Annotated in this window: 17 protein-coding genes and 1 pseudogene; 7 read left to right on the top strand and 11 right to left on the bottom strand. The window is 68.8% G+C overall.

Features of this window, described 5'->3' with window-relative positions:
* Window positions 1–191: 191 nt before the first annotated feature.
* From OG194_RS14300 to OG194_RS14285, 4 genes are all read left to right on the top strand, one after another.
* Window positions 192–1,169, top strand: coding sequence for a tetratricopeptide repeat protein (locus OG194_RS14300; RefSeq protein ID WP_327401244.1), 978 nt, complete (start codon window positions 192–194; stop codon window positions 1,167–1,169).
* A gap of 646 nt (window positions 1,170–1,815) precedes the next feature.
* Window positions 1,816–2,466 carry a DUF6230 family protein gene (locus OG194_RS14295; protein WP_327401243.1) on the top strand — a complete coding sequence of 217 codons (651 nt, stop codon included), beginning with the start codon at window positions 1,816–1,818 and terminating at the stop codon, window positions 2,464–2,466.
* 117 nt (window positions 2,467–2,583) lie between these two features.
* Window positions 2,584–3,198: a DUF6114 domain-containing protein gene (locus tag OG194_RS14290; protein WP_327401242.1), complete on the top strand. Its 615-nt coding sequence runs from the start codon at window positions 2,584–2,586 to the stop codon at window positions 3,196–3,198.
* Window positions 3,188–4,513: a hypothetical protein gene (locus OG194_RS14285; protein ID WP_327401241.1), complete on the top strand. Its 1,326-nt coding sequence runs from the start codon at window positions 3,188–3,190 to the stop codon at window positions 4,511–4,513. Before OG194_RS14290 ends, OG194_RS14285 begins: the two co-directional genes overlap by 11 nt.
* Window positions 4,514–4,834: 321 nt before the next feature.
* On the opposite strand, the gene pyk is transcribed toward OG194_RS14285, so the two are convergent.
* The 3 genes from pyk to pta all read right to left on the bottom strand — a co-directional run bounded on the left by pyk (window position 4,835) and on the right by pta (window position 9,637).
* Window positions 4,835–6,265, bottom strand: a complete 1,431-nt coding sequence (gene pyk, locus OG194_RS14280; RefSeq protein WP_327401239.1) for a pyruvate kinase — start codon at window positions 6,263–6,265, stop codon at window positions 4,835–4,837.
* 73 nt (window positions 6,266–6,338) lie between these two features.
* A complete protein-coding gene (locus tag OG194_RS14275; RefSeq protein ID WP_327401238.1) occupies window positions 6,339–7,550 on the bottom strand; it encodes an acetate kinase in 1,212 nt (403 codons plus the stop codon).
* A complete protein-coding gene (gene pta / locus OG194_RS14270; RefSeq protein ID WP_327401237.1) occupies window positions 7,547–9,637 on the bottom strand; it encodes a phosphate acetyltransferase in 2,091 nt (696 codons plus the stop codon). Before pta ends, OG194_RS14275 begins: the two co-directional genes overlap by 4 nt.
* Before the next feature lie 230 nt (window positions 9,638–9,867).
* Between pta and OG194_RS14265 the strand changes: the two genes are divergently transcribed.
* Complete coding sequence (locus OG194_RS14265) at window positions 9,868–10,893, top strand: ATP-dependent 6-phosphofructokinase (RefSeq protein WP_327401236.1); 1,026 nt, start codon at window positions 9,868–9,870, stop codon at window positions 10,891–10,893.
* Window positions 10,894–10,929: 36 nt separating this feature from the next.
* On the opposite strand, the gene OG194_RS14260 is transcribed toward OG194_RS14265, so the two are convergent.
* Window positions 10,930–11,559, bottom strand: a complete 630-nt coding sequence (locus OG194_RS14260) for an XRE family transcriptional regulator (protein WP_327407069.1) — start codon at window positions 11,557–11,559, stop codon at window positions 10,930–10,932.
* A 728-nt stretch (window positions 11,560–12,287) separates the two neighbouring features.
* Here OG194_RS14260 and OG194_RS14255 point away from each other — a divergent pair.
* The gene (locus OG194_RS14255) at window positions 12,288–12,941 is read left to right on the top strand and encodes a class I SAM-dependent methyltransferase (protein ID WP_327401235.1); all 654 of its coding nucleotides are present in this window, start codon (window positions 12,288–12,290) and stop codon (window positions 12,939–12,941) included.
* 127 nt (window positions 12,942–13,068) lie between these two features.
* On the opposite strand, the gene OG194_RS14250 is transcribed toward OG194_RS14255, so the two are convergent.
* Together OG194_RS14250 and OG194_RS14245 are read right to left on the bottom strand one after the other, a co-directional pair.
* Entirely contained in the window at window positions 13,069–14,994 is a 1,926-nt protein-coding gene (locus OG194_RS14250) for a tetratricopeptide repeat protein (RefSeq protein ID WP_327407068.1), read from the bottom strand.
* A gap of 204 nt (window positions 14,995–15,198) precedes the next feature.
* Window positions 15,199–15,864, bottom strand: a pseudogene (locus OG194_RS14245) (5'-methylthioadenosine/S-adenosylhomocysteine nucleosidase family protein); the annotation flags it as partial.
* A 107-nt stretch (window positions 15,865–15,971) separates the two neighbouring features.
* Between OG194_RS14245 and OG194_RS14240 the strand changes: the two are divergent.
* Complete coding sequence (locus OG194_RS14240) at window positions 15,972–18,086, top strand: tetratricopeptide repeat protein (protein WP_327401234.1); 2,115 nt, start codon at window positions 15,972–15,974, stop codon at window positions 18,084–18,086.
* Here the strand turns inward: OG194_RS14240 and OG194_RS14235 are convergent.
* The 5 genes from OG194_RS14235 to OG194_RS14215 all read right to left on the bottom strand — a co-directional run bounded on the left by OG194_RS14235 (window position 18,076) and on the right by OG194_RS14215 (window position 24,275).
* Complete coding sequence (locus OG194_RS14235; protein ID WP_327401233.1) at window positions 18,076–18,915, bottom strand: carbohydrate ABC transporter permease; 840 nt, start codon at window positions 18,913–18,915, stop codon at window positions 18,076–18,078. The genes OG194_RS14240 and OG194_RS14235 overlap by 11 nt on opposite strands.
* A gap of 3 nt (window positions 18,916–18,918) precedes the next feature.
* Window positions 18,919–19,872: a carbohydrate ABC transporter permease gene (locus tag OG194_RS14230; protein WP_327401232.1), complete on the bottom strand. Its 954-nt coding sequence runs from the start codon at window positions 19,870–19,872 to the stop codon at window positions 18,919–18,921.
* Window positions 19,873–19,888: 16 nt separating this feature from the next.
* The gene (locus OG194_RS14225) at window positions 19,889–21,292 is read right to left on the bottom strand and encodes an extracellular solute-binding protein (protein ID WP_327401231.1); all 1,404 of its coding nucleotides are present in this window, start codon (window positions 21,290–21,292) and stop codon (window positions 19,889–19,891) included.
* A gap of 72 nt (window positions 21,293–21,364) precedes the next feature.
* Window positions 21,365–23,353, bottom strand: a complete 1,989-nt coding sequence (locus tag OG194_RS14220; protein WP_327401230.1) for a tetratricopeptide repeat protein — start codon at window positions 23,351–23,353, stop codon at window positions 21,365–21,367.
* A 37-nt stretch (window positions 23,354–23,390) separates the two neighbouring features.
* Entirely contained in the window at window positions 23,391–24,275 is an 885-nt protein-coding gene (locus OG194_RS14215) for a 5'-methylthioadenosine/S-adenosylhomocysteine nucleosidase (protein WP_327401229.1), read from the bottom strand.
* Window positions 24,276–24,305 lie beyond the last annotated feature (30 nt).

The raw sequence follows: 24,305 nt of genomic DNA, 5'->3' as shown, positions 1-24,305 counted from the left end.
CTGTGGTGCAGTGAGGGAGATCACCGGGTATCCGTATCCAGGAAGGGGCCTGTGCTATTACGCTACGGGTCGTAGCGTAACCACTGGGTGCGGGGTGGGGACCCGGCGCCGAACAGCTCACAACTGGCTTGTGACAGACCGGCTTTCACAACGCTTTTCATTCACACGCGCGGACGGGGGAGGATGGGCGCATGCAGCCACGGAACATGTCCATGAGCGGAGTCGTCGACCTCGCCGCGGTGAAGGCGGCCCAGGAGGCCAAGGTCAAGGCGGAGCAGGCGCGCGCCGAGACCGCCAGGCAGGGCGGCGGCGGGGCCGTCTCCCCGGCCGACCTGGTGATCGACGTAGATGAGGCGGGGTTCGAGAGCGAGGTCCTTCAGCGGTCCACCGAGGTCCCGGTCGTCATCGACTTCTGGGCCGAGTGGTGCGAGCCGTGCAAGCAGCTGAGCCCGCTCCTGGAGCGGCTCGCGCTTGATTACAACGGGCGCTTCGTCCTTGCCAAGATCGACGTCGACGCCAATCAGATGCTGATGCAGCAGTTCGGGGTGCAGGGCATCCCGGCCGTCTTCGCGGTGGTCGCCGGCCAGGCGCTGCCGCTCTTCCAGGGTGCCGCCGCCGAGTCGCAGATCCGGGAGACCCTCGACCAGTTGATCCAGGTCGCCGAGCAGCGCTTCGGCCTCACCGGTCTCGACGTCGACCCCGACGCCGCGCCGGGCGACCGGCCCGAGGTCGTCGCCGAAGTTCCGGCGGGACCGTACGACGCGCTGCTCGAAGCCGCCGTACAGGCCCTGGACGCGGGGGACTTCGGCGGGGCCGTGCAGGCGTACAAGAACGTGCTGAGCGACGACCCGGGCAACTCCGAGGCCAAACTGGGGCTCGCCCAGGCCGAGTTGCTGCACCGGGTGTCGACGCTCGACCCGCAGCAGGTGCGCACCGAGGCCGCCGATAAGCCGGGTGACGCGACGGCGCAGATCGCCGCCGCCGACCTGGATCTGGTGGGCGGCCATGTCGAGGACGCGTTCAGCCGGCTGATCGACACCGTGCGGCGCACGGTGGGTGACGACCGGGATGCCGTACGGCTGCGGCTGCTGGAGCTGTTCGAGGTCGTCGGGGCCGATGACCCCAGGGTGACGGCGGCCCGGCGGGCACTGGCGCGGGCGCTGTTCTGAGCGGGGCGCGGGGCCGGTTCTGACCAGTCGGTAAACCTCGTGACCTGTGATGCCGGAGTGAAAGATTTGCCGACGGAGTGTCACTGCGGCCGCGCTTTACCAAATCTTGGTAATCGCGGCCGCTGTTACTTGGAGTAAGTCAGAGGCGTTGATCTGTCGGATTCCGCCCGGGTGTCAACTGATTTGTCCTGGCCCACGATGACACCCAGCGTCGTCGACCGATACCGGCGGGTCGTTGTTCGGTTATCCGGCCGTTACTACCCAGTAACGAAGCCCCTTGTGCGGGCGGCGAGAATGCACCACGATCGGCGACGCTCGGTCCATTTCCGTACCCCGACAGCCGGTCGGGCCGACGGGGTTTCCTGGGTCCCCACCGAGTAGAGCCGGAAACAATGGAGTCGGCTCTTGGGCAGGGGGGTCTTCGCCGCCAGGCGGAGCCTGTCCAGCAAGGTTGTGCGTGATGTGCGTCAGGCGCGACCAGTGGTTGTCGCTCGGGGGTGATCGCCGGTGATCGGTGCGCGGTTCGCGCCTCCGAGGACGGGCGCTCCCCTTCCCGAGGACGTAGCACTTCTCCCATCCCTGCCCGGCTGAGCCGCCAATAGGGGGCAGTCAGGGCCAGGAGATGTACGTCCGAGAAGGAGGAAATATGGAGTCCCAGGTGCGTGGCGGGACGAGATGGAAGCGCTTCGCTGTGGTCATGGTGCCCAGCGTCGCCGCTACGGCGTGTATAGGTGTGGCCCTCGCGCAGGGTGCTCTCGCCGCGTCATTCAGCGTTTCCGGTCAGTCGTTCAAGGTGACGGCCGACCAGCTCAACGGCACGGGCTTCGCCCAGTACGGAGCCCTGGACTCGGGCTACAACCTGGACGGCAGCAAGTCGCTCCACCCCGTCGCGGTCTCGTCGTTCAAGTCCGCGTCGATCACCAACATGTGCCAGTCGGTGGTCACCCCGAACATCCCGCTGCTCGGGTCCGTCAGCCTCGTGCTGAAGGCCGGCGGCAGCGGTACGCCGGTCGAGGCCTCGAACCTGTACATCGACGTCGAGGACCTCAGCGCCGACGCTGTGTTCCACAACATCGACATCGGTGTGGCGGCCGGCAACACGGGCGCCGACAAGGGCGGCAAGGGTCCGGGCATGAAGGGCGGCAGCGAGGCTGCCAACCCCTACGGCTTCGCCCAGCAGGCCGAGTCGGCCGAGCTGAGCAACGTGAAGCAGACGGCGTGGGCCACCACTGCCGGAACCTTCAAGCTCAGCGGGCTGAAGATGTCGGTCTCGGCCGGCACCCACGAGTGCTACTAGGCACTTGACGGCGGGCGGGGGAGCCGGTGGCGCCCCCGCCCGTCCCACTTCCACCAGCGCCTTCACACAAGGTGCGACTCTCCACCACAGCAACGCCGTACCAGGGAGCTGTTTTCCATGAGCGCCGAGACTCCTGCCGCACCCGGCCAGTTCGCCCGCCGGAGGCTGCAGTTTCGTGCCTGGCGTGGCACGAGGCCGTTCTGGGCCGGTCTGTTCGTCATGCTCGGCGGACTCCCGATCGCCTACTTCCCGTACGCACATCTCCAGGTGGGCCATCTGACGCTGGCGATGGCCACCACCGCGGGCTCCGGGTCCCTGATCATCGGCGTACTGCTGGTCGTCCTGGGCTTCAGCCTCTGGTACCAGAAGCACGTGCGCACCTTCGCGGGTGTCGCGGCGATCCTGCTGGCGCTGGTGTCCATCCCCGTGTCCAACCTCGGCGGCTTCCTGGTCGGCTTCCTCCTCGCCATGGTCGGCGGGGCACTGGCCGTGTCGTGGGCGCCGGGCGCACCGCCGGAGCCGCAGTCGCTCCAGGACGTCGCACAGGGAGAGGGCGGCGCCCCCGCCGCGGCCGCACCGTACGAGGCGGCACCGCACGACTCCGCGTCGTACTACGCCAAGCCTCACGAGCCCGCGCCGTACGAGTCCGCCGACGGCATGGACGAGCCGAACGATCTGTCAGGAACGAGCCCGGTGAACAACGGGGCGAACGGGAGGCACAGTGCCGGCTGACGAGGTGACCCACGGGACTGATGTGGACGAGTCCCGTGTGAGAACCGGGCCGCGGCATGCGGCACCCAAGAAGCCGCTGTTCACCAGGCTCCACATGCCCGCCGGCAAGGCGATAGCCACGGTGGCGATGCCGACCGCCGTGATCATGGGGATGGGCTTCACGTCCTCCCTCGCCCTCGCCGACAACGGATCGACGACCTCGCCGTCGTCGAAGAGCCTGACGGCCGACGAGTACAAGGACTGTGTCGCCGCCATCGCCGGGTCGACGGCGAGCCCCTCGGCGACGCCGTCCACGTCCGCGAGCGAGTCCGCCGACTCGTCCAAGGACGACGCGACGCCCTCGGCCACGGCCACGGACGAGTCGAAGTCGGACGACTCCGACTCGGGCAAGACATCTTCGGGTTCGTCGGATTCAGGTTCCGACGACACGGCCACGCCCACGCCTTCCGCGAGCAAGTCGGCGGATTCGAGCGGTTCGTCCAGCAGCACCGCTACGGCGACGCCCTCCGCGTCCGCGAGCAGCGGCGGCCTGCTGGACAGCATCGGCGACGCCATCACCGGGATCCTCACCGGCGGTTCGTCGAGCTCCGACTCGACGGCGAGCGCCACCCCGACGCCGACCGCGTCCGCCTCGGCGAGCGCCACGAAGGACGCGTCCACCGGCGACTCCTCCAGCGTGTCCGACACCGTCAAGGACACGACGAAGAAGGTCACCGACACGGTCGAGGACACCGTCAAGGACACGACCGACACGGCGACCAAGGCGGCCGAGGACACGGCCACCGCGACGCCTTCGGCCACGGCCACCCCGAGCCCGTCCGCGAGCGCGAGCGCCGACACCTCGGACTGCCCGGTCGCCACGGACGACACCAGCGGCGTCGACAACAAGGTGCTGCTGCCGGACGACCCGTGGTACCTGAACGCCAGCTCGCTGCTGCTCAAGGGCGCCGACTACCAGGGCGTCGTCGAGGTGAAGACCGCCAGCGGCAAGGTCAAGAAGGTCCTGAAGTACGTCATCTCCGGCGGGACCGACATCGGCGACCTGCACCAGACGGTGAACGACAAGCAGTCCGGCAAGACCTACCACGTGCAGGCGGCCTCGGGCTCGACGTCCACCATCCGCGACGGCGACACCGTGATGTACACGGAGTCCATCTCGGGCAACCTGTTCGGTCTGATCCCGATCACGTTCGACCCGGACAACCCGCCGCCGCTGAACATCCCGCTGATCTACTTCACCAACGTGAAGGTGGTCCAGGCCGGCCAGTTCGGCGGCACGCTGACCGTCCCCGGCCTGCACAGCTACCAGAACTGAGCCCGCCGACAAGCCCGTTCGGGAGCCGCGAAGGAGCAGTGCCCCGCCGAGTACCCACTCGGCGGGGCACTGCTCTGTCCCGGGCGAGGGGCCTCCGGCCAAGGTCGAACTGAGCTGGGAGGAACTGCGCGGGCTCGTGGAGCGGGCGGAGGCGGAGGCCGTACGGCTGATCACCACCGCCCACCCCGAGCTGCGCGCCGACACATGGCGCCGGTAGACGGCCGGAACACCCTCGGCCGCGTGATCGACGGCCGAAAGACCGAGGGCGCCCCCTGTCGCAGGGAGCGCCCTCAGCGCCGTACAAGAGCCTTCAGCGGTACGTCAGTTGCCCTCGCCGCCGCCGAGGTGGTGGACGCGGAGCATGTTCGTCGTGCCGGCCACGCCGGGGGGCGAACCGGCGGTGATGATGACGGTCTCGCCCGGGTTGAAGCGGTTGATCTTCGCGATCTCGCCGTCGACCATGTCGACCATCTCGTCCGTGCTGTTGACGAACGGCACCACGTGCGACTCCACGCCCCAGCTGAGCGTGAGCTGGTTGCGGGTGCTCTCGTCGGTCGTGAACGCGACGATCGGCTGCGAGGCGCGGTAGCGGGACAGCCGGCGGGCGGTGTCACCGGACTGCGTGAACGCCACCAGGGCCCGGCCGCCGAGGAAGTCCGCGATCTCGCACGCGGCACGCGCGATCGAACCACCCTGCGTACGCGGCTTCTTGCCCGGCACGAGCGGCTGCAGGCCCTTGCTGAACAGCTCCTCCTCGGCCGCCTGGACGATCTTCGACATCGTCTGCACGGTCTCGATCGGGTAGGCGCCCACCGAGGACTCGGCGGACAGCATGACCGCGTCCGCGCCGTCCAGGATCGCGTTGGCCACGTCGGAGGCCTCGGCGCGCGTGGGGCGGGAGTTGGTGATCATCGACTCCATCATCTGGGTCGCCACGATCACCGGCTTGGCGTTCCGCCGGCACAGCTCCACCAGGCGCTTCTGCACCATCGGGACCTTCTCCAGCGGGTACTCGACGGCGAGGTCGCCACGGGCCACCATCACCGCGTCGAACGCCGCGACCACGGCCTCCATGTTCTCGACCGCCTGCGGCTTCTCCACCTTGGCGATGACGGGGACCCGGCGGCCCTCCTCGTCCATCACCTTGTGGACGTCGTACACGTCGCCCGCGTCGCGCACGAAGGACAGGGCGACCATGTCGCAGCCCATCCGCAGCGCGAAGCGCAGGTCCTCGACGTCCTTCTCGGACAGCGCGGGCACGTTCACGGCCGTGCCGGGCAGGTTGATGCCCTTGTGGTCGGAGATGACGCCGCCCTCGATGACGATCGTCTTCACGCGGGGGCCTTCGACGCTGAGGACCTTCAGCTCGACGTTGCCGTCGTTGATGAGGACCTGGTCGCCGCGGGAGACGTCACCGGGCAGGCCCTTGTACGTCGTACCGCAGATGGTCTTGTCGCCCGGGACGTCCTCGGTGGTGATGGTGAACTCGTCACCGCGCACCAGCTCGACGGGACCCTCCGCGAAGGTCTCCAGGCGGATCTTCGGGCCCTGAAGGTCGGCGAGGACGCCGATGGCACGGCCGGTCTCCTTGGCCGCGGCACGGACGCGGTCGTACCGCCCCTGGTGCTCGGCGTGGGTGCCGTGGCTGAAATTGAAACGGGCCACATTCATACCGGCCTCGATCAGCGAGACCAGTTGTTCGTGGGAGTCGACCGCGGGGCCGAGAGTACAGACGATTTTCGAACGGCGCATGGGACGATCCTATCGGTTTGTTTCGCTACGGAATATTCCGTCTGGCGGAAGATACAAATGGGCGGGCATGCGCTCAGGCGTTGTAATTTCCGACCAGTGCATAGGTCTGTGTGGCGATCTCCAATTCCTCGTCCGTCGGCACCACCGCGACCGCGACCCGCCCGGACGCCGGCGAGATCAGCCGCGGCTCATCACTCCGTACGGCGTTCAGCACGCCGTCCACCTCAAGCCCCAGCAGCTCCAGGCCCGCGACGGCGGCCTCCCGCACGGCGCCCGCGTTCTCCCCGACCCCCGCGGTGAAGGCGACCGCGTCCACTGTGCCGAGTACCGCGCAGTAGGCACCGATGTACTTCTTCAACCGGTGAATGTAGATGTCGAAGGCGAGTTCCGCCTGTTCGTCGCCCTCGTCGATCCGGCGCCGGATCTCCCGCATGTCGTTGTCCCCGCACAACCCGATCAGACCGCTCTTCTTGTTGAGAAGAGTGTCGATCTCATCGGTGGACATTCCGCCAACACGCGTCAAATGGAAGATGACGGCCGGATCCAGGTCTCCCGACCGCGTCCCCATCACCAGCCCCTCCAACGGCGTCAGCCCCATGGAGGTGTCCACACACCGCCCACCCCGCACGGCCGAGGCGGACGCCCCGTTCCCGAGGTGCAGCACGATCACGTTGACGTCCTCGGGCGCCTTCCCCAGCAGCTTCGCCGTCGCCCGCGACACATACGCGTGCGAGGTCCCGTGGAACCCGTACCGCCGGATCCGGTACGCGTCCGCGGTCGCCACGTCGATCGCGTACCGCGCGGCCGACTCCGGCATCGTCGTGTGGAACGCGGTGTCGAACACGGCCACCTGCGGCAGATCGGGCCGCAACGCCATCGCGGTCCGGATCCCGACGAGGTTCGCCGGATTGTGCAACGGCGCGACAGGGATGAGCCGTTCGATCTCGGCGAGCACGGCGTCGTCGATGACGGTCGGCGCGGTGAAGGCCTGCCCACCGTGCACGACCCGATGCCCGATGGCCGCCAACTCCGGTGAGTCCAGGCCGAGTCCGTCCCTCGACAGCTCTTCCGCTACGGCCTTCAGGGCGGCCTCGTGATCGGGGATCGGGCCGGTCCACTCACGGGTGGCGTCCGTGCCGATGTGGGTGTGCTTGAACCGGGAGGTCTCCTCACCGATCCGCTCGACGAGTCCTACGGCGAGACGGGTGCCGGCCGCCATGTCGAGCAGCTGGTACTTCACCGACGAGGAGCCGGAGTTGAGGACGAGGACACGCGTGGGACTCACTGGGCGGTTGCCTTCTCGATCGGGTGCTGCGCCTGGATCGCCGTGATGGCGACGGTGTTGACGATGTCCGAGACGAGGGCGCCCCGAGACAGGTCGTTGACCGGCTTGCGCAGCCCCTGGAGCACCGGCCCGACCGCGATCGCGCCGGCCGAACGCTGCACGGCCTTGTAGGTGTTGTTGCCGGTGTTCAGGTCGGGGAAGATCAACACGCTTGCCTGACCGGCGACTTCGGACTCCGGCATCTTGGTGGCGGCGACACTCGGCTCGACGGCGGCGTCGTACTGGATCGGCCCCTCGATCCGCAGGTCGGGCTGCCGCAGGCGCACCAGTTCGGTCGCCTCGCGCACCTTGTCGACGTCGGCGCCCGAGCCGGACGTACCGGTGGAGTACGAGAGCATCGCGATGCGGGCGGAGACGCCGAACTGCTCGGCGGTGGCGGCCGATTGGATGGCGATGTCGGCCAACTGCTCCGCGTTCGGGTCGGGGTTGACCGCGCAGTCGCCGTACACCAGCACCTTGTCGGCGAGGCACATGAAGAAGACGGACGAGACGATGTCGGCGTCCGGCTTGGTCTTGATGATCTCGAAGGCGGGCCGGATGGTCGCGGCGGTGGAGTGCACGGCGCCGGAGACCATCCCGTCGGCGAGCCCCTCCTGGACCATCAACGTCCCGAAGTAGTTCACGTCGGCGACGACGTCGTAGGCGAGTTCGACGGTCACGCCCTTGTGGGCGCGGAGCTTGGCGTACCGCTCGGCGAAGCGGTCGCGGAGTTCGGAGATGTGCGGGTCGATCAACTGGGCGGCGGTGAGGTCGATGCCGAGGTCGGCGGCCTTCTTGCGGATCTGGTCCTCGGGGCCGAGCAGGGTCAACTCGCAGACACCGCGCCGGAGTAGCACCTCGGCGGCGTGCAGGACGCGGGCCTCGGTGCCCTCCGGGAGGACGATCCTGCGCTTGTCCGAGCGGGCCCGCTCCAGGAGCGTGTGCTCGAACATCATCGGGGTGACCCGGTCGCTGCTCGGCGCCGAGACGCGCTTGAGGAGGTCGCCGGTGTCGACGTACCGCTCGAAGAGGCCGAGCGCGGTCTCCGCCTTGCGCGGGGTGGCCGCGTTCAACTTCCCCTCCAGGGAGAAGAGTTCGGCGGCGGTGGGGAAGGAGGTGCCGGGCACGGAGACCACCGGCGTACCCGGCGCGAGACGCGCTGCGAGGGTGAGGATGCCGTGGCTGGGCACCTCGTTCAGGGTGAGCAGCACGCCGGCTATCGGCGGGGTGCCGGCGCTGTGCGCGGCGAGGGCGCCGATGACGAGGTCGGCGCGGTCGCCCGGGGTGACGACGAGCGCGCCCGGGGTCAGCGCCTTGAGGAAGTTGGGCAGCATCGCCCCGCCGAACACGAAGTCGAGCGCGTCCCGGGCGAGCCCGGAGTCGTCCCCGAGGAGGACCTTGCCGCCGAGGGCGTGGGTGATCTGCGCGACGGTCGGCGCGGAGAGGGCGGGCTCGTCCGGTACGACGTAACAGGGCACCGGCAGCCGGGTGGTGAGCCGCTGGGCGATCTCGTCCCGGTCCTCGCGGGCGACCCGGTTGGTGACCATGGCGAGGACGTCGCAGCCGAGGCCGTCGTAGGCGCGATAGGCGTTGCGCGTCTCCGCGAGCACGGACTCGGCGGTCTGCTTGCGGCCGCCGACGACGGGGATCACGGAGGCGCCGAACTCGTTCGCGAGGCGGGCGTTGAGGGACAGCTCGTCCGGGAACTGGGTGTCCGCGTAGTCGGTGCCCAGGACGAGGACGACGTCGTAGTCACGGGCGACGAGATGGAACCGGTCGACGAGCGTCGACACCAGCTCGTCCGTCCCCTGCTCGGCCTGGAGGGCGGAGGCCTCGTGGTAGTCCATGCCGTAGACGGTCGCGGGGTCCTGGGAGAGCCGGTAGCGCGCACGCAGCAGTTCGAACAGGCGATCGGGGCCGTCGTGGACGAGGGGTCGGAACACCCCCACCCGGTCGACCTGCCGGGTCAGGAGCTCCATGACCCCCAGCTCGACGACCTGACGGCCGTCGCCGCGGTCGATCCCGGTCACGTACACGCTGCGGGTCACGCGTGGTCTCCCCTTCCGGCGGGTTCTCAGGGCTTTGGTTCTCAGGACTTCTGGCTGCCCGTTTCGACGGTCATAAAAATCGCCCACCTGGGTGAGCAGAACCCTCTTGACAATACCTCCGGGGGTGGTTAAGGCGCCCGCCAGTCCGACGGGAGCGGCGACGCCCTGAGGGACGTGAAACAATCGGGTCCGGCTCACCGGTGTCAACAGCGAGCAGGAGACACAGCACGATGCGTATCGGAGTTCTCACCGCAGGCGGCGACTGCCCCGGCCTGAACGCCGTGATCCGGTCGGTCGTGCACCGAGCGGTCGACAACTACGGCGACGAGGTCATCGGCTTCGAGGACGGCTATGCCGGACTGCTCGAAGGCCATTACCGCACCCTCGACCTGGACGCGGTCAGCGGCATCCTCGCCCGCGGCGGCACGATCCTGGGTTCGTCACGACTGGAGCGGGACCGCCTCCGCGAGGCCTGCGAGAACGCGCTGGACATCGCGCGGGACTTCGGGATCGACGCGCTGATCCCGATCGGCGGCGAGGGCACGTTGACGGCGGCCCGCATGCTGTCCGACGCGGGCCTGCCGGTCGTAGGAGTCCCCAAGACGATCGACAACGACATCTCGTCGACGGACCGCACGTTCGGCTTCGACACGGCGGTCGGGGTCGCGACGGAGGCGATGGACCGCCTGAAGACGACGGCGGAGTCGCACCAGCGGGTGATGGTCGTCGAGGTCATGGGCCGGCACGCGGGCTGGATCGCGCTGGAGTCCGGGATGGCGGCGGGCGCGCACGGCATCTGCCTGCCCGAGCGCCCCTTCGACCCGGCCGACCTGGTCAAGATGGTCGAGGAACGCTTCGCCCGCGGCAAGAGGTTCGCCGTCGTGTGCGTGGCCGAGGGCGCGCACCCCGCCGAGGGTTCCATGGACTACAACAAGGGCGAGATCGACCAGTTCGGCCACGAGCGCTTCCAGGGCATCGGCACGGCGCTGGCCTACGAGTTGGAGCGCCGCCTCGGCAAGGAGGCCAAGCCGGTCATCCTCGGCCACATCCAGCGCGGCGGCGTACCGACCGCGTACGACCGGGTGCTGGCGACCCGCTTCGGCTGGCACGCGGTGGAGGCCGCGCACCAGGGGGAGTTCGGGCGGATGACCGCGCTGCGGGGGACGGACGTGGTGATGGTGCCGCTGGCCGAGGCGGTCACCGAGCTGAAGACGGTGCCGAAGGACCGGATGGACGAGGCGGAGTCGGTTTTCTAGCCGTTTTCGTTGGTACGGCGCTCAGTAGGTACTCGCTCAGTAGGTACTCCGCTCGACCATGGACCAGAACCGGCTGATGATCTGGTCGAGGAAGTCCCGGCCGGCCTCGCCCGCTTCGACGGCGGAGTTGCCGCCGCCCCAGGTCAGGGTGGCGACCATCTGCGCCTGGTAGTCCTCGTGCAACTCCTGGAGGGAGTCCTCCAGGAGGCGCCGGTCCAGCGGCACCATCTTGCCGATCGGGCGTACATACGCCTGCCACCGCGTGGTCATGGCGCTGCGCAGCAAATCCGCGAGGCGGCTGTCGCGCCCGGTGACGCTGATGAAGTCGGGCAGCGAGAGGTCGAGGAGATCGGCGAGCGCGGAGGACTGGCGCTCGGTGCCGCGCCACTGGTCGTGCTCCTCCATCCGCAGATACGCGAGGAGTTCGAGCCCGACGGTCCGGGCGACGTCCTCCGGCGCGAGGCCCCGGGCGAGGCGATGCTCACGCAGCGTGCGTGGCTTGCCGATGAGTTCGGCCGGGGAGCACCACAACACGCCGGACAGCGCGGTGAGTTCGGGACCGGAGGGCGCGGTGAGCCCGCGCTCCCAGGCGATGACCAGGTCAGGCGTGACATAGGGCAGCCCGTACGAGGCACGCATGCCGTACGCGACGTGTTCCGGGCCCATGTTGAGAGCGGTACGGAGCCGGTGGGCGGCGGGCGCGTTGAAGGGCGGAGTGGGCGGTGTCGGCGGCGTGGACGGGCTGGGTTGAGCTGGGGGTCGGCGCACGGGCCACAAGCTAGGGGTGCCTGAGTGCGGTGACTACGGTCTGTTCGGCCAGGATTACGGATTGTAGGAACGTACGGATTCGGTCGACCGGAGGGCATGCGGTGCGGCCGGGGTGGGGGAGATCGGTGACGCTGAGTGGTGGCGACGAGGATTGAGGGGCGGGCAGAGGATGGCCGCCGCCTGGTGAATATGCCGCCCTACCTTGCCATTCGCCGGTGCGGCGGACTCCGGGGACCGTTTCGGCGGCGTCGGGTGTGTGGGCGGGGGTCGAAGGGGAGTGCGTTTGTGGTGGGGGTGGTGATCGGGTGTGGGGGGAAGTGGGGGGTGGCGGGATTTCGACGGTCGGCTGCGGCGGGGCGCGGAGGTTGGCGGTTCGGGGGTGCGCGGCGCGTTCCGCGGCGTCGGATGTCAGACCCCAGGGGCTTCCTTTGGGCCGGCCTCGTCCTGGTGGGTTCGAACTGCCGGTGATGTGTGGCTGGTTGGCGCAGGTGATGGTGGCGATGGGGCGTGGGCCGACTGGCCCGGTGCCCCCGCCACACCCTCTTCGCTACGTTGGCCCCCGCTCTCCCGTTCCCAGGGGAGGGCGGGGGTTCCAGCACCCCGACACGACACTGAGGAGCGACGCCGTGCCCGTACCCCATGACATCCCGGCCGAGACCGAACTGTGGGACGCCTACGCCGAGTCGGCCTTCAAGGGCGATGCTGAGCCCGCGTTCTGCTGGACGCAGTACGCCGGTCATGGGCCCGGCCCTGAACTGCTCGGTGCGCCGCGCGGTGTGTTGGAGATCGGGTGTGGAACCGGTCGGGCGCTCGCCTACCTGGCGCGGCGCGGGATCAGCACGCAGGGCGTCGATCTCTCGCCGGTCATGGTCAAGAAGGTGAGCGAGCGGTGGGGTGACACCGGCGCGGAGTTCGTGTGCGGTGAGGTTCTGGAGTACCTCGCCTTGTGCGACGACACGTATGACGCGGTCTACTCGATCTTCGGTGCGGCTTGGTTCACCGACCCGACTCGGCTCTTCCCGCTTGTACGGGCGCGATTGAACCCGGGCGGCGTCTTCGTATTCTCCCAGCCGCCGGCGATTCCCGGTGCGTACGGCCCGCAGGGCATGTACAAGGGGGGCTTCGCGGGCAAGGCCATGTTCACGTACCGGTACAGCTATCGGCCTGCTGTTTGGGAGCGGTTGCTGACTCGGGCCGGGTTCTCGGCGGTTGTGGCGGCTGTTGTTGGTGCGCCTGAGCCTGGTCATATTGGGACGTTGATCGTGCGGGGCGAGGCTTAGCGTCGGACCATGGCGAATGAGGCGGGCGTGCGCGTTGCTTCCCTTGCCGGTCGGCGGCGGCCTGCTGTGTGCGGCGGCGCGCGGCGTTGCGGGTGTTGGGGTGCGTGGTACGGGGGAGTGGTGGTTATTACTGTTCTTCGGCCCGGGTGCGGGCTTGGGCGGCTTCGGTGGGGGCGTTGGCGCGGGTGTATGCGTCGGCGGACTGGAGGAAGCAGGCGCGGGCCTCGGCGGGCCGGGCGGCGTTCTTGTGGGTGAAGGCCAGGTTGTAGAGGGTCTGGCCCGTCTCGTACCAGTCCTCGAACTCCCGGAAGCCCTCCAGGGCCTTCTCGTACGCCTCAACCGCATCCTCCACTCGGCCCGCGGCACTCAGGGCGATGCCGAGGTTGTTCCACGCCCTGGCCTCACCATGGTGGTCCCCGATGGCCTCCAACAGGTCGCGGGCGCGGGTGTGGACGTCGATGGCCTCCTCCGCCCGGCCGGCCTCCCACAGAGCGATGCCGAGGTTGTTCCACGCCCCGGCCTCACCATGGCGGTCCCCGGCGGTCTGGTGCAGGTCGCGGGCGTGGGTGTGGGCGTCGATTGCCTCCTCCGTCCGGCCGGCCTCCCGCAGGGCGCTGCCGAGGTTGTTCCACGCCTCGGCCTCGCCATTGCGGCCCCCGGCCATCCGGTAAAGGTCGCGGGCGCGAGTGTGGACATCGATGGCCTCCTCTGCCCGGCCCATCTGCCGCAGGGCGATGCCGAGGCTGGTCCACGCGATGGCCTCGCCTACCCGGTTACCGGCGCGGTGAGCAGCCTCCCGCGCGACACTGCACACCGTGATCAAGTCGTCGAAAGAGCGCCGCCAGCCCAGATAGTCCGTCAGACACTGGGACAGCCACACCGCCGTGTCCGCGAACCGCTCCTCCCGCGCCCACTGCACCGTCGCCACCAACCCAGCCCGCTCACCGTCAAACCACGCCAACGCCCCCGCCCGATCCGCAAACCGCTCCGGCTCCGCCATCCCCGGCAGCCACCGCAACCGGTCATTCGCCGCATCCGCCCACCGGTAGTAGAACTCCAGCACCCGCTCCTGCGCAGCCTCCCCCTCCTCCCGCAACCCCACATCCCCCTTGACCACACCCACCCCGAACGCCCGCACCAAGTCATGCAACCGCCACCGCCCACCGGAAGCCGAGCCATCGACATCCTCGACTGACGCGACCAGATGAGTAGCCGCCAGATCCTCCAGCAAGGTCAGAGCAGCCCTCACGGTGACATCAGCCAGCGCGGCCACAGCCTCAGTGCCCGTCTCCGCGCCGGGAGCGAGGGCCAGAAGTCGTAGCAACCGGGCCTGGTCGGGCGGCAGTCGGCGGTACGACGTCTCCAGTACAGGTCGGAGGACGAGCGAGCGGCCGTACAGGTCGCTGCCCGGACTGTCCTTGTCGAGTACGGCGGTTGGGTCCTCGGCCTCCTTGATGTCGGTCACCAGCGAGGCGATGCCGCGCCGACGCTTACGGAGCAGGCCGGCCGCGATCTGGAGGGCGAGGGGCAAGTGCCCGCACAGGGCGGTCAGTTCGTGCAGGGCGTCGGGCTCACGGGCCGGGCGGTCGTCCCGTTCGTCGGTGTCGTGGAGGGCGCGAGTAATGAGCGCGGCCGACTCGTCCGGAGTGAGTGATTCGAGGTCGATGAGGCGGACGGGAAGGGAGTGAGGGCGGTCCCGGGAGGTGATCAGGACCCGGTGGCGGTCCGTGCCGGGGAGGAGCGGGAGGAACTGGGACGGGTCCGAGGAGTTGTCCAGGACGAGCAGGGTCCGTTCCCGGTGCTCGGTGAGGAGTTGGCGGTATCTGTCGTACTGCTGGGCCGTCGTGTGGGGCAGATCCGGGCCGCGCACCCCGAGCGCGTCGAGCAGTGCCACGACCGCTTGATCGGCGGTGACGGGGTTGTCGTCGTAACCCCGCAGGTCCACGAAGAGCGTCCCGCCCGGGAACCAGCCCTCGCCGTGTGCCCGGTGTGCGGCCTCGATCGCGAGTGCTGTCTTTCCGATGCCCCCCATTCCGGTGACGGCGAAGATCAGGACGGGGAGGCCGGGTGCTTCGGGTGAGGTCGGGGCGAGGTGAGGGAGCAGCCGCTCCAGTTCCGCCGACCGGCCGGTGAAGCCGAGGGGGCGGTGCGGGAGGACGGCGGTGGCGGTCGGTACCGGGCCGTGAGTCGGTGTGGGTGCCGTGGTCGGGGCCGGGGTCGGAGTCGGCTCCAGTTCCGTCAGTACGGCTACGGCCGCCTCGGCCGCGTTCGCCGCCGCCGTCAGGTAGTTGGGCTCCGCGCCCGCCCTCCCACTGATCCCCCGGATGATCAATGCCCCTGCCGTACCTGCCAGATGGGCAGCGTGAGCGACGCCGGAACCCTCCGTCTCGACGGCCACGGCGTCGTTGAAGCGGCGGTGGATGCGCTGGGCGAGGGGCGAGGCGGGGTCGGCAATGATCACGTCGCCCGCGGCTATCGGTTCGAAGTGGGAGCGGACGTGCTGGTGTCCCCGTAGGGCGTGGCGCGCCGCCTGTTCGAGGTGGTGCGGTGCGTGCCAGGTCTCCGGGTGGTCGAGGAAACCGTCCGGGGTCTGCCTGCCGCCGTGGATGGCGTACACCTTGGTCGCGATCACGACGTCGCCGGTGCGGATGTCCTCCCGTAGACCGACCGCCGTACCGACGAAGAGCACCGCGTCCGGCTTGAACCACGACATCACCCGCTCGGTGAGCGCGGAGGCCCCGAGCGTGCCCTCGCCCACCTCCAGCAGGGCCACCCGCCAGGCGGTTCCGGGGAGTTGGCCGGTCTCGGCGCGCGTGCCGGTGGGGTGCACCCGCTTCTCGATGTCCGTCAGACGGGCATGTACTGCCGTGAATTCGAGCGGCTGTGCGGTCAGGACGGCGACCGTGGGCGGTGTGTCGGGCACCTCTTCACGGTACTGCCAAGTCGCCTGGCCAGACCGGGCGTTGGGCGGGGGCCGTGGGCGTACTGTGTTGGCACGCGATTCGGGGGCGGCGGCACGGGGACGGCGCGATGGGCGAGCAGTACGGCGGGGATCATCAGGATTTCCGGGGTGGGGAGTTCAACGGGGACTTCACGGCGAAGAAGGTGGAGTACCACCAGCACGGGCCGGCGCCCACCGCGCTGGACGCCCTGCCTCCGAAGGTGCCTGGGTTCACCGGTCGCCGTGACCAACTCGCGGAGCTGCTCGGCGCGTTCGACCGGGCTGGAGGTGAAGCGCCGGGAGCCGTGCTGGTCGCCGCGGTGTCCGGGCTCGGTGGTATCGGCAAGACCGCGCTCGCGGTGGAGGCGGTGCACGCGGCTTGTGGCAAGGGGTGGTTCCCGGGTGGAGTCCTCTTCGTCAATCTCCATGGGTACGACGATGATCGCGTTACGGCGGAGCAGGCGCTGGAGACTCTACTGAGGGCTCTTGGGACGTCTCCGGAGCACATTCCCAACGGGGTTGATGCGCGGGCCGCGCTGTATCGCTCGGTGCTCGCGGCGCGGGAGCGGGAGTTGGGGGCCGTGCTGGTCCTGGCCGACAATGCGTCCTCGGCGGAGCAGGTGCGTCCGTTGCATCCCGGGGGTGCGCGGCACCGGCTGCTTGCCACGTCGCGGAGCAAGTTGCCCCAACTGGGGGCGAGGCTGCTGGCGTTGGGGGAGTTGAGCCCGGAGGAGGCATACGAACTTCTGGACCGGGTGTTGCGGATCGCCGATCAGGATGATGCGCGGGTGGCGAATGAAGGTGAGGCGGCTGCCGAACTCGCCTTGCTCTGTGGGCATTTGCCCCTGGCCCTTCAGATCGCCGCGGCCTTGCTCGTCCTCGACAGGGACAAGCCCGTGGCCGAGCTCGTGGCGGAACTTGCTGAGTCCGGTGACCGACTCCTGCACCTCGACGACGGTGAGCGCAGTGTGCGGGCCGCCTTTGACTTGTCGTATCAGCGTCTGCCGGCTGAACAGGCCCGGTTGCTAAGGCTGTTGGCCCTGGCTCCGGGGCCCGAGGTGACGGCTGAGGTCGTCGCCTCGCTGGACGGGGCGGACACTGCGCCGGTGCGTGTGCTTGATGCGTTGTGCCGCGCCCACCTTGTTGAGCCGGGGAGTGGGCGTGGGCGGTGGCGGTTGCATGACTTGGTGCGGGTGTTCGGGGTGGGTGTGATTGAGAGGGATGCGCGGTTGTGGGAGGAGGGGGAGGCGGCGCGGGAGCGGGTGCTGGAGTTTTACCACAGGTGGGCAAGGGTGGCGGATGGCTGGTTGCGGTGGCTGCCGACGATGCCGGAGCCGGAGCGGTTTGGGGATCGGACTGGGGCGTTGGCGTGGTTTGACAGTGAGCGGGCTGGGTTGGTGGCGGCGGTGCAGTGGGCACAAGACGATCGGTTCGCGAGCATGGCGGTGTGGCTGTCTGAGTGTCTGGGGGAGTATCTGGCATGGCGGCGTTCCTTCGATGACTTGATCACGGTGTGCGGTGTCGCGCGGCAGGCCGCGAACCGCGCAGGTAACCGGGTGGACGAGGCCATCGCTTGGAACAACCTCGGCATCGCCCTGCGGGAGGTGGGCCGGGCGGAGGAGGCGGTCGATGCCCAAATCCGCGCCCGCGACCTGTACCAGGCTGTCGGGGACCGCCGTCGCGAGGCCATGGCATGGAACAGCCTTGGCAACGCCCTGCGGGAGGTGGGCAAGACGGAGGAGGCCATCGATGCCCATACCCGCGCCCGCGACCTGCACCAGGCCGTCGGGGACCGCCACGGCGAGGCCATGGCGTGGAACAACCTCGGCGCTTCCCTGCGGGAGGCGAGCCGGGTAGGGGAGGCGGTCGACGTCCATACCCGGGCCCGCGACCTGTTCCAGGCCGTCGGGGACCGCCTTGGAGAGGCCATCACGTGGAACAACCTCGGCGCCACCCTGCGTGGGCTGGGCCGTGTGGAGGAGGAAGCTGAGGCGTACGAGAAGGCCCTGGAGGGCTACCGGGAGATCGACGACTGGTACGGGACAGGCCAGACCCTCTACAACCTGGCTCTCGCCCACCATGACGCTGCGCGCCACGCCGAGGCCCGCACCCACTACCTCCAGTCCGCCGACGCCTACACCCGAGCCAAAGCCCCCACCGAAGCCGCCGAAGCCCGCACCCGAGCCGAAGCCATCACCCCTTAACCGCCCCACCCAAAGCAAACCCCCCACCCAACCGCCTCGCCACCAGCAAATACAACAAAATCACCGGCGTCGAATAAACAACGGAAAACGCCGCCAGCTGCCCGTAAGCCACCATCCCCCGATTCCCGAAGAACTCATTGATGCTCACGCTCGCCGGCATCTGGTCCGGCGTGAGCAGCAGCATGAACGGGACGAAGAAGTTCCCCCACATCATCACGAACGAGAAGACGGTCACCACCGCGACCCCCGGTCCCATCAGCGGAAGAACGATCCGCACGAGGGACTGGAGCGACGACGCGCCGTCGGTCCACGCCGCCTCCTCCAGTTCCTTCGGTACGCCGTCCATGAAGTTCTTCATCAGCCAGATGGCGAAGGGGAGTTGGGACGCCGCGAAGAAGAAGATCGTGCCCTGCATGGTGTCGATGAGATTCACCTGTACGAACAACGCGTACACCGGCACCATGATCGCCGTGATCGGAAGGCTCGTCGCGAAGAGGATCGTCAGCAGGAACGGGCGGTTCAGGCGCGACCGGAAACGCGACAGGGGATACGCCGCCAACGCCGAGCACACCACCGTCAGGAGTGTCCCGAACCCGCACAGGATCAGGCTGTTGAGGAGCGGCGTGAAGGTGATGTCCGAGTTCAGGATCGCGTGGAAGTTGTCCAGGGTCAGGCCGTCGGGGGCCTTCACCTTGAGGTCCGCGTGGGCGTCGAGGGACGACAGGACCACCCAGAGCAGCGGCAGCGCGAACGTCGCCGCGACCACCAGCAGCCCCGCGTCCGCAGCCAGGCGTCGGCTCTTGCGGCGGGAGGAGAGGGCGAGTGCCATGGGTCAGACCTCCGTTCGCAGCAGGCGCATGTAGATCACCGAGAAGAGCGAGCCGACCAGGAGCAGGAGCAGCGCGACCGCCGTGGCGTAGCCGATCATGCTGTTCTGGAAGGCCTGTTCGTACATGTAGAGGGGGAGGGTCTGGCTCTTGTTTCCCGGGCCGCCTCTCGTCATCACCCAGATCAGGCCGAAGACGGACAGGGTCTGGAGGGTGTTCAGCATCAGGTTCGTGCCGATCGAGCGGCGGATCATCGGCAGCGTGATGTGCCACATCCGGCGCCAGCCGCTCGCGCCGTCGACCTCCGCCGCCTCCGTGATCTCCTTGGGGATCTCGTTCAGGGCCGCTGAGTACACCAGCATCGAGAACGCCGTTCCCCGCCATACGTTCGCGAACGACACCGCCAAGATGGGGAGCGTGAACAGCCAGTTCTGGGACGGGAGATGGAGCCAGTCCAGGATGGCGTTCAGGGTGCCTTCTCGGCGGAAGAAGGCGTAGAGGAGAAAGCCCGCCACCACCTCCGGCAGTACCCACGCCGTGATGACGACCCCGCCCGTGAGCGTGCGCACCGGCTTCGACGCGCGCTGCATCAGCGCGGCCAGGGCCAGGCCGATCGTGTTCTGGCCGACCAGGGACGACAGGACCGTGAACACCAGCGTCAGCCATACGGCGTTCAGGAATTCCGAGTCCTTGAAGGCCGTGCGGAAATTCGCGAAGCCTACGAAGGAGGGGTGGGCCTGACCGGTGAGTTGGAGGTCGGTGAAAGCGATGTAGGCGCAGTAGCCGATCGGGACGGCCAGGAAGAGGAGCAGGAGGACCAGGGCGGGGGAGAGGGGGAGGAGGCGGGTGAGGGTTTGGGTGAACGGGCGTTTCTGGGGCCGGAGTTGGGGAGTTGGGGTGTCGGGGCCGGAGGGGACCTTTGCCACGTCCGGGCCCGCGTGCTGCGGTGTTGTGGTCATCGGCGGTCGCCGCCGCTCATTTCTCGGTGACCTGGTTGTCCGTGGCCGACTTGAGTTCGTCGTCGTACGAACTCGCCGCCTTGTCCACCGACATGTCGCCCGTCGTCACGCCCTCCATCGCCTCCTGGATGGCGGTGGAGACCTTCGGGTACGCCGGGTACGCCGGGCGGTAGTGCGTGCTCGCGACCAGGTCCGTGAAGAACTTGATGCCGGGCTGGGCGGTCGCGTAGGCGGGGTCGGCGGCGACGTCCTTCCGCACGGAGATACCGGAGTTGGCGATGTACCACTTCTCGGCGTTCGCCTTCGTCTGCATCGTCTTGATGAAGTCGAAGGCCAGGTCCGGGTTGCCGGCCTTGGAGGGGATCGCCCAGGTCCAGCCGCCGGACATGCTCACCTTGCCGGGGGCCTGGCCGTTCTGGGTGGGCATGTACGCGAGGCCCAACTCCTTTGACCAGTCCGGCCATTCGTGCCCGCTGCCCTTCAACCAGGCCTGGGGCAGCCACGATCCGTCGAGCGCGATGCCGAGTTTGCCCTTGGGGAGCAGTTCACCGGCCACGTACGTCTGGATGTTGGGGTCGAGGGCGTCGGACACGTCCGGGCCGAGCTTCTCCTTGTAGACCGTGTGGACGAAGGAGAGCGCGTCCTTGAAACCCTGGCCGCCGGCGATCCACTTCTTCGACGACTTGTCGTAAAGGGGGTCCGTGGTGCTGTTGTTGGTGCCGTAGAGCAGCATCTCGAAGCCCTGCATGGTGGCGGCCTCGCCGGCCGGCTTGCCGGTGTAGACGTTGAGGGGGGTGACGTTCGGGACCTTCTGCTTGATCGTGCGGGCTGCGGCGAGGACGTCGGCCCACGTCTTCGGCTGCCAATTCGCGGGCAGGCCCGCCTTCTTGAAGATCCCCTTGTCGAACCAGAGGCCTCGCGTGTCCGTGCCGTCCGGGACGCCGTACGTCTTTCCGTCCTCGGCCTTCGCTGCGGACTTCGACGTGTCGATGAACTGGTTCCAGTCCGGCCACTTGTCGAGGTAGGAGTCGAGGGGCTTGAGGTAGCCGGAGGTGATGTCGCTGTTGATGAGGAACGTGTCCTCGTAGACCAGGTCGGGGGCGGTCTTCGGCGAGCGGAGCATCTGCTGGAGCTTGGTGTAGTACTCCGAGTCCGGGGCCTTGATCGGGACGAGCTCGACCTTCTTGCCGGGGTACTGCTTCTCGAACTGCTTCTTCATGTCGGCGAGGTAGGTGTCCATCACCTTGATGGAGTTGTCCGTCGACTGCTTGAAGGAGATCTTGACGGTGTCGGGGCTGCTGCCGGAACTGCTGCTGCACGCGGTGAGGGTTGTCGCGGCGAGGGAGAGGGCGGCGAGAGCAACTAGAGGTGTGAGTAGGGCAGTTCGGTGGGGGCTGGCGGCGGTGGGGCGCACGGGCATGACCTCCTACGGGCTCACTGCGTTGTGGCCTGGGCGGATGGCTGCCCGGTGAAGGTAAGTGGAGTGGTCTAGTCAGGTCAATGCGTCTGCGCGGGATTGGGCGGCGGCGGCTTCGGTGGGGGCGTTGGCTCGGGTGTAGGCGGCGGCGGACTGGAGGTAGTGGGTGCGGGCCTCGGTGGGGCGGGCTGCGTCCGCGTGGGCGTGGGCCAGGTTGGAGAGGGTGCGGCCCGTCTCGTACCAGTCGTCGAACTCCCGATAGCCCTCCAGGGCCTTCTCGTAGGCCTCCACCGCTTCCTCCATGCGGCCTGTCTCACGCAGGGGGGCGCCGAGGTTGTTCCACGCGCTGGCCTCGCGGTGGCGGTCCCCGACGGCCTGGTACAGGTCGCGGGCCCGAGTGTGGGCGTCGATAGCCTCCTCTGCCCGGTCCGCCTGCCGCAGGGCGGTGCCGAGGTTGTCCCACGCCTTGGCCTCGCGGTGGTGGGCTCCGACGGCCTGGTACAGGTCGCGGGCCCGGGTGTGGGCGTCGATAGCCTCCTCCACGCGGCCTGCTTCACTCAGGGCGGCGCCGAGGTTGTTCCACGCGCTGGCCTCGCGCAGGGGCTCCCCGGCAGCCTGGTACAGGGCGCGGGCGCGGGTGTGGGCGTCGATCGCCTCCTCCGTCCGGCCCGTCTGCCGCAGGGCGACGCCGAAGTTGTTCCACGCGATGGCCTCGGGCACCTGATTGCCGGTGTGGTGGGCAGCCTCCCGCGCAACACCGCACACCGTGATCCAGTCGTCGAAAGAGCGCCGCCAGTTCAGATACTCCCCCAGACATTGCGACAGCCGCACCGCCGTGTCCGTGTACCGCTCCTCCCGTGCCCACTGCACCGCCGCCACCAGACCCGCCCGCTCGCCGTCAAACCACGCCAACGCCCCTGCCCGGTCCGCAAACAGTTCGGGCACAGGCATCCCCGGCAGCCACCGCAACCGGTCATCCGCCGCCTCCGCCCACCGGTGGTAGAACTCCAACATCCGTTCTCGCGCCCCCTCCCCCTCCTCCCACAACCCCGCATCCCCCTTGACCACACCCGCCCCGAACGCCCGTACCAAGTCATGCAACCGCCACCGCACGTCCGCTCCTCTCGGAACAGGCGTTACAAGGTGCGCTGCGGCGAGCGCTTCGAGCAGGTCGAACGTCCGGTCGACGCTGAGGTCTGCCAGCGCGGCTGCCGTTTCGCCGCCGACTTCGGCCGCCGGAGCCAGAGAGAGCAGACGCAGCAACCGGGCCTGCGCAGACGGCAATTGCCGGTACGCCGCTTCGAAGACCGGGCGGAGTCCGACAGCCGCCGTCCGATCCTCGGCACCCCGCAACTCGTTCACAAGGGATGCGACGGAGCGGTGGCGGCGCTTGCGCAGCATGCCGGCGGTGATCCTCAGCGCGAGCGGATGGTGGCCGCAGAGCGTGGCGAGCTCTGACACGGCCTCCGGTTCGCGCGTCGCACGATCGTCGGCGCGGTCGCTGAGCCGCAGGGATCTGTCGATGAGGTCGGCGGCATCCTCCGCGTTGAGCACATCGAGGTCGATCAGCTGAGCGTCCAGATCGGTGAGTCGATCCCGTGAGGTGACCAGCACCCGGTGACGATCGGTTCCAGGAATCAGCGGCATCACCTGCCCCGCATCCGAAGTGTTGTCGAGCAGCAACAACATCGACCGTGGCTCATCCGCCAACAGCCGCAGATACAGGCCGTATTGCCCCGCCGTCGTCCGCGGAAGATCCGCCCCCCGCACCCCCATCCCATCCAGCAACGCGACCACCGCCTGATCCGCCGTAACCGGATCCGCGTCGTACCCCCGAAAGTCGACGAACAGAGTCCCGCCCGGAAACCACCCGTCCCTGACCGCCTTATGGGCCGCACACAACGCCAACGACGTCTTCCCGATCCCCCCAAGCCCGGACACCGCGCAGATCACCACCGGCAGATCGGACTCAGCGGCCGGGTCCAGCACGGGAAATAGCCGCGCCAAGTCCTCGTCCCGCCCGGTGAACCCCGGCGGCACCCCAGGCAACGCGGCAGTGGCCACCGGCACCGGACCGTGAACGGACCCGCGTCCGGAGTCGCTACCGCTCCCGGTCCACCCGCTTGGCAACGAACGGCCCGTTGAAGGTGCTCCCCCGAAAGTCGAGGTGATCCCCTCCGTACGTGGCCCCCGCCGCCCCCGTAGCCCCCCGATGGGGCCCCTCCTCGGAGTCCTCGACCTCCCTGTCGGAACCCCCGACCCGCCCACCCCGGAACGGCCGCAGCTCCCGCAACACCGCCACCGCCGCAGCCGCCGCGTTCTCCGCGGCCCGGGGCTGCCAACCCTCCCCGTCCGCAAGGGACTTGTCCGCGTCGGCCCGGTCGCTGATACCCCGGATCACCAGCGCGTCCCCGCCCGCGAGATCCACCGCGCTCACGACCCCCGAGCCCTCCATCTCGATGGCCGCTGCGTCGTTGTAGTGCCGCCGGAGGTGTTCCGCGAGCGCGGACTCCGGTGCGGCCAGGACGACATCGCCCGCGGCGATCGGCTTCAGGTGGGCATGGGGGTCGTCCCGCAACGCCTCCCGGGCCGCCGAGGTCAGCCGGTGCGACGCGCGCCACGCCTCCGGCCGTACGAGAAAGCCCTCCGGTGTCTCCTTGCCGCCGTGGATTCCGTACACCTTCGTCGCCACCACGACGTCGCCCAGGCCGATGTCGCTCTTCAGGCTCCCGGCGACCCCCACGAACAGCACCGCCTGCGGCTCCAGCCACGTCATCACGCGCTCGGTGAGGGCGGCGGCCGTCAGGGTTCCCTCGCCCATCTCGACCAGGGCGACGGACCAGGGTGTGCCGGGGAGTTGACCGACCGCGGCGCGGGTGCCTCGCGGGTGCTCCCGCTTCCGTACGTCCGTGAGATGGGCCTGCACGGCCTTGTACTCCAGCGGCAGCGCGGTCAGCACCGCGACAGTGGGTTGAAACTCAGGCATCTCAGGCACTCCCTTAAGGTACTTCCAAGT

The organism is Streptomyces sp. NBC_01288, assembly GCF_035982055.1.
Taxonomy (GTDB): Bacteria; Actinomycetota; Actinomycetes; order Streptomycetales; family Streptomycetaceae; genus Streptomyces.
The sequence above is the reverse complement of the archived record's forward strand: the minus strand, read 5'-3'. Positions and strand labels throughout refer to the sequence as shown.